The sequence below is a fragment of the Dapis purpurea BLCC-M126 genome (genome assembly GCF_050015975.1).
Taxonomy (GTDB): domain Bacteria; phylum Cyanobacteriota; class Cyanobacteriia; order Cyanobacteriales; family Microcoleaceae; genus Trichodesmium.
In genome coordinates, this window is record NZ_JBNHER010000040.1 from 1 (window position 1) to 4792 (window position 4792).

Here is a 4792-nt window from a genome sequence, read left to right on the forward strand (position 1 = left end):
GAGTAATGAGTAAGGAGTAATGAGTAAGGAGTAATGAGTAAGGAGTAATGAGTAATGAGTAAGGAGTAAGGAGTAATGAGTAATGAGTAAGGAGTAAGGAGTAAGGAGTAAGGAGTCAGTATCATTGTGGTTTATTAATATGAAAACCGCTGCAAACTAATTTGCGTGTATATTTACTACAAATAGATCGTCAGTCATAAGAGACATCCCATAAATTAAATTGTAAAGATTAAATCTTTTTGCCTCTATTTTTTTATGCCACTGTATATATTCCATTTTCTTTGTTAAGCTGTTGCCTAAAATTCCAAAGTTCTGTATCTCACTAATTCTATAATTGCTATAGTTATAGCTAAATCTAATTTGAATTAATTTTAATGGAGAATAAGATGAACAGTAAACTACTAGAACCAAAATATATTTTTGATGATGAATATCAGCTAAATCAAACAATTGATTTGACTGGTAACTATGAGCAAATTCCTAACGATATTACTGAAAACAATCAAGATTTACCAGATATAATTGGTCGTTACCGGTATAAATATAAAAATCTTGAACCTTGGGAAATAGTTCGGTTAATTAAACAAACGAGAATTGAGATTGCTGAATATGCAGAATCAACCATTATTAGTTCCGATCATAAATATGATAAAATTAAAGCGGAACTAGGGATGAATATTATTCTTCCCCAGGGTAAAATTGAACAACTGAGATTTGAAGTTTCCTTCAAGGAAAATAATAGCGATGAACCAATAATAGCTGTAGATGGATTACCATCTGATTTATTTGATGAAAAATATCTAGTTAAAGGTAAAGTTAATGTAGCAGTTGATAAATTACTAAAATTTATTCCCGTAACTGCTAATATTTCAAATCTCTTACCTGCTGATATTGAACTAGAGCCATGGGAATTTAATCTAGGACGTATGAGAGATGTTAAAATTGATTTTTCTGGTGGATTAACTTCTCAACCAGCTTGGTTTTTTCAAGGCAATGGAATTAAAAATGATGTCAGAGTTGCTCTGACAATAAAAAAACCAAAAAACTTGGATAAAGTTACTGCAGATGTGCGGGCAGCATGGGTATATAAACCAGGTTTATTTGGTTCACAAAAAGTCGGGAGTGATGTGAAAAATATCCTGATTTATGAAGAGTAGTAAGTAAGCATTCAGCATTCAGCCATCAGCTATTAGCTATTGATTTTGGAGGAGCTAAAAGTAGGGAAGCATAAGAGATTGCTTCCTTCCACTCCATTCGCTGCGGATTTGGCGATAGTAATTATCCAGATTTGAGATTAAGCAAAGAAATCCGGTTTTTTTGTAGATAAAGTGTCGGTTTCCCTACCTGTACATTGATAAACTACCTGAGTTATACTAAAAAAAGTTAATATAGCAATATTTTTTGCAACTGATATTATTTCTTTCTTTCCTAGATAAATAAACCTTTATTGCTTATTCGTGAGTAACAATATGAAACCAGAAAAGATTGCTCCTGGATTAATAAACGCCTTAGAACAGTATCAACAACAAGGAGAAAAAGGTCTCAACCTGCATCTGCGGTCGTTAGGTATTATTAACGATCCCAAAACCGCCAAACCAGCTTTAGCATCAGTATTTATCCGTTGTGCAGAAAATGCTAATCTCGATCGCCTCAAAGAATATGGAGTACAAGTCAAACAGTCTAGAGGTAAAATTCGCACAGCATTTGTTCCCCTAAAAAACATAGGGCGTTTATCCGAAGAATCAGCGATCGCCCGTATTACTCCCTCCCGTTACCTGAAACCTCTATTAGATGTAGCAACAACCACTATTGGTTTGCCTAATTTTCAAGTAAAAACTAAGTTAACTGGTAAAGGAGTAATCATTGGCATCATCGATAGCGGTATCGATACTACCCACCCTGCTTTTACTAATAGAATTTTGCGGATATGGGATCATACCCTTCCTAATGATGGCAACACCGAATATCCAGAAGGTTTAGAATTGACTGGGGACTTACCTAAGGGGATATTAGCAATGTCTCGCGATCATACTGGTCATGGTACTCATATTGCAGGCATTGCAGCAGGTAATCATCATGCTTTTACAGGCGTCGCTCCCAAAGCAGACTTAGTAATAGTTAAAGCTGGGTTGAATACATATATTGCTGATGCGATAGACTATATATTTCGGGTGGCAGATGAACTGCAACGACCCGCAGTAGTTAATCTCAGTTTAGGAGACCACTACAACGCCCATGATGGTAGCGATCCCTTGTCTAGTTTCATTGACCAAGAATCTGGTCCAGGCAAAATTGTCTGTTGTGCTGCAGGTAATGAGGGAAACGTTGATATCCATGCAGAAACTATTGTACAACAAAATCAACAAGCTTGCCTCCGTTTCCTTATACCTGCTTCCATCTGTTCCGCTCCTCACAGATGGCGAGCAGAATTAAATGGTTGGTACGCTAGCAATGATAATATTGAAGTGGCAGTGCAATCTCCGGAGGGAAGTCGTACTCATTTTCAGAGCATCGGTGACAATGGTTATTCCCAACAAACATATCATTTATCAGGAGCGAAGGTACAAATTATTATGTACGGTCCGGAAAATACAGACAACGGAGAACATTGGTTTAACATTGAAATTAGTCATGACCCTACTTCTGTATCGATTGCTTCTGGAAATACGGGAACTTGGCGACTTTTGTTAAATGGGGTTACTATTAACAATGGTAGGGTTAATATCTGGAGTGGGGAGAATAAAAAGGGATTTGATGTCATATTTACAGGAGGTAGCGTACAAGATTTTATCAAAATTGGTTCTCCTGGTGCAGCAGGAAGAGCAATTACGGTGGGTTCTTACACGGCGCGACTATCCTGGCAAGATGTGGAGAAAAATTGGCAAAAGGTGGGATTAGATTTAGATACAATTTCAGAATTTAGTAGTCCAGGTCCGTTGCGTAATGGCATTCAGAAACCAGATGTAGTTGCACCGGGAGCGATGATAGTTTCTGCTTTGTCTTCTACTTCTAATTGTTCGTCAATGATGCAAGTTGACGAGTTTCATCGAGTTATGGCAGGTACGAGTATGGCAACACCTTTTATTACTGGGTTGGTAGCTTTGTTGTTAGAGAGGGAACCGGAGTTAACACCTGAAGAAATTAAGCAACGTTTGCGCTCATCTAGTTTTATCCCAGGAAAACCTGCTGGCAGTTTCGATCCGAAATGGGGTTTTGGTTTGATTAATGCTGATAAATTATTATATAGCAATCAGGAATGATTTATGAGATATTATAGAATCCGATTGAATAGTCGTCATTGCGAGCGGCAGCGTTTGCGGAGCAGTCCGTCAGGATAGCAATCTCCCCGCACCCCTGAGATTGCTTCGGCTAGGATTAACGATTTTCCCAAAAGCTTAAGTTGTTTACCCTCGCCTCGCAATGACGGACAAGTTGCTATGGTTATTGCGAGGGGGGATAGGAAAGATAATGGTTCTTGGTTTTGCTATTATTCCCCCCGTGACAATCTCCTGCAAATAGAGATTGAAAAGGCTAGTATTAACGATTTTCCCAAAAGTTTAAGTTGTTTACCGTCGCCTCGCTGCGGACAAAGGAATTGCGATGGTCATTGCGAGGGGGAGGGGAAAGTATTACGTTATTGGTTTTGTCGTTATACCCCCCGTGGCAATCTCCTAAAATAGAGATTGAAAAGGCTAGGATTAACGATTTTCCCAAAAGTTTAAGTTGTTTACCCGTCGCCTCGCTGCGGACAGACGAGTTAAATTAAGTAAACTGCATAACTGGTTATTTCTACAGATATATAATTAAGTAGGTGTGCTAATGGGGTGAATTTTATGAAATCAATAATTAAATATTCTCTGGTGTGGGGAGCAACATTTATTAGTATCTGTGGGTTAACTGTGGGGATGGCCAAACCCGTAGTAGGGGAAATTAAACCTGCTGTAGTAGCACAGTCTGAGGAGGTCGAGGAATTTAAGCGACTTTTTCAACAGGCAAGACAGTTGTCAAAACAGGGGAAATATAGTGAAGCTATACCACTATTAGAACGTGCCTTGGTTATTTTAGAAAATGCAGGTGTTTCTGAAATCCCTGAAGCTGCTATAGTTATTAATTTTCTAGGTCTGCAGCACCATTACCAAGGCAACTACAGCCAAGCCTTACCCCTATACCAAAGGTCTCTGGCAATCAAAGAAAAAGCATTAGGAGCAGACCATCCAGACGTTGCCACCAGCCTCAACAATATGGCATCACTCTACCGTCAGCAAGGAAACTACACAGAAGCCTTACCTCTATTCCAAAAGTCTCTGGAAATCACAGAAAAAGCATTAGGAGCTGACCATCCAGACGTTGCCACCAGCCTCAACAATATGGCATCACTGTACCGTGACCAAGGGAAGTACACGGAAGCCTTACCCCTATGGCAAAGGTCTCTGGCAATCAGAGAAAAAGTATTAGGAGCAGACCATCCCTTGGTCGCCACCAGCCTCAACAACCTGGCATCACTGTACGATGACCAAGGGAACTACAGTGAAGCCTTACCCCTATACCAAAAGTCTCTGGCAATCAGAGAAAAAGTATTAGGAGCAGACCATCCCTTGGTCGCCACCAGCCTCAACAACCTGGCATCACTGTACGATGACCAAGGGAACTACAGTGAAGCCTTACCCCTATACCAAAAGTCTCTGGCAATCAGAGAAAAAGTATTAGGAGCAGACCATCCAGACGTTGCTCAAAGCCTCAATAACCTAGCAGAACTGTACCGTGAGCAAGGGAACTACACTGAAGCTTTACC

At 39.6% G+C, this 4792-nt stretch carries 3 protein-coding genes; all 3 read left to right on the forward strand.

Annotated features, from left to right (window positions below; translation table 11 throughout):
• The first annotated feature begins 386 nt into the window (after positions 1-386).
• A complete protein-coding gene (locus ACP6PL_RS04470; protein WP_426542972.1) occupies positions 387-1157 on the forward strand; it encodes a hypothetical protein in 771 nt (256 codons plus the stop codon).
• 312 nt (positions 1158-1469) lie between these two features.
• Positions 1470-3260: a S8 family serine peptidase gene (locus ACP6PL_RS04475; RefSeq protein WP_426542974.1), complete on the forward strand. Its 1791-nt coding sequence runs from the start codon at positions 1470-1472 to the stop codon at positions 3258-3260.
• 573 nt (positions 3261-3833) lie between these two features.
• Positions 3834-4792 (forward strand): tetratricopeptide repeat protein (locus ACP6PL_RS04480; protein ID WP_426542976.1); only part of this gene is annotated, 959 nt, incomplete at its 3' end.

What these genes read in the sequence shown, in the direction of transcription:
- ACP6PL_RS04470 (WP_426542972.1), top strand. Translation starts at nt 387, where the DNA reads ATGAACAGTAAACTACTAGAACCAAAATATATTTTTGATGATGAATAT.
- ACP6PL_RS04475 (WP_426542974.1), top strand. Translation starts at nt 1,470, where the DNA reads ATGAAACCAGAAAAGATTGCTCCTGGATTAATAAACGCCTTAGAACAG.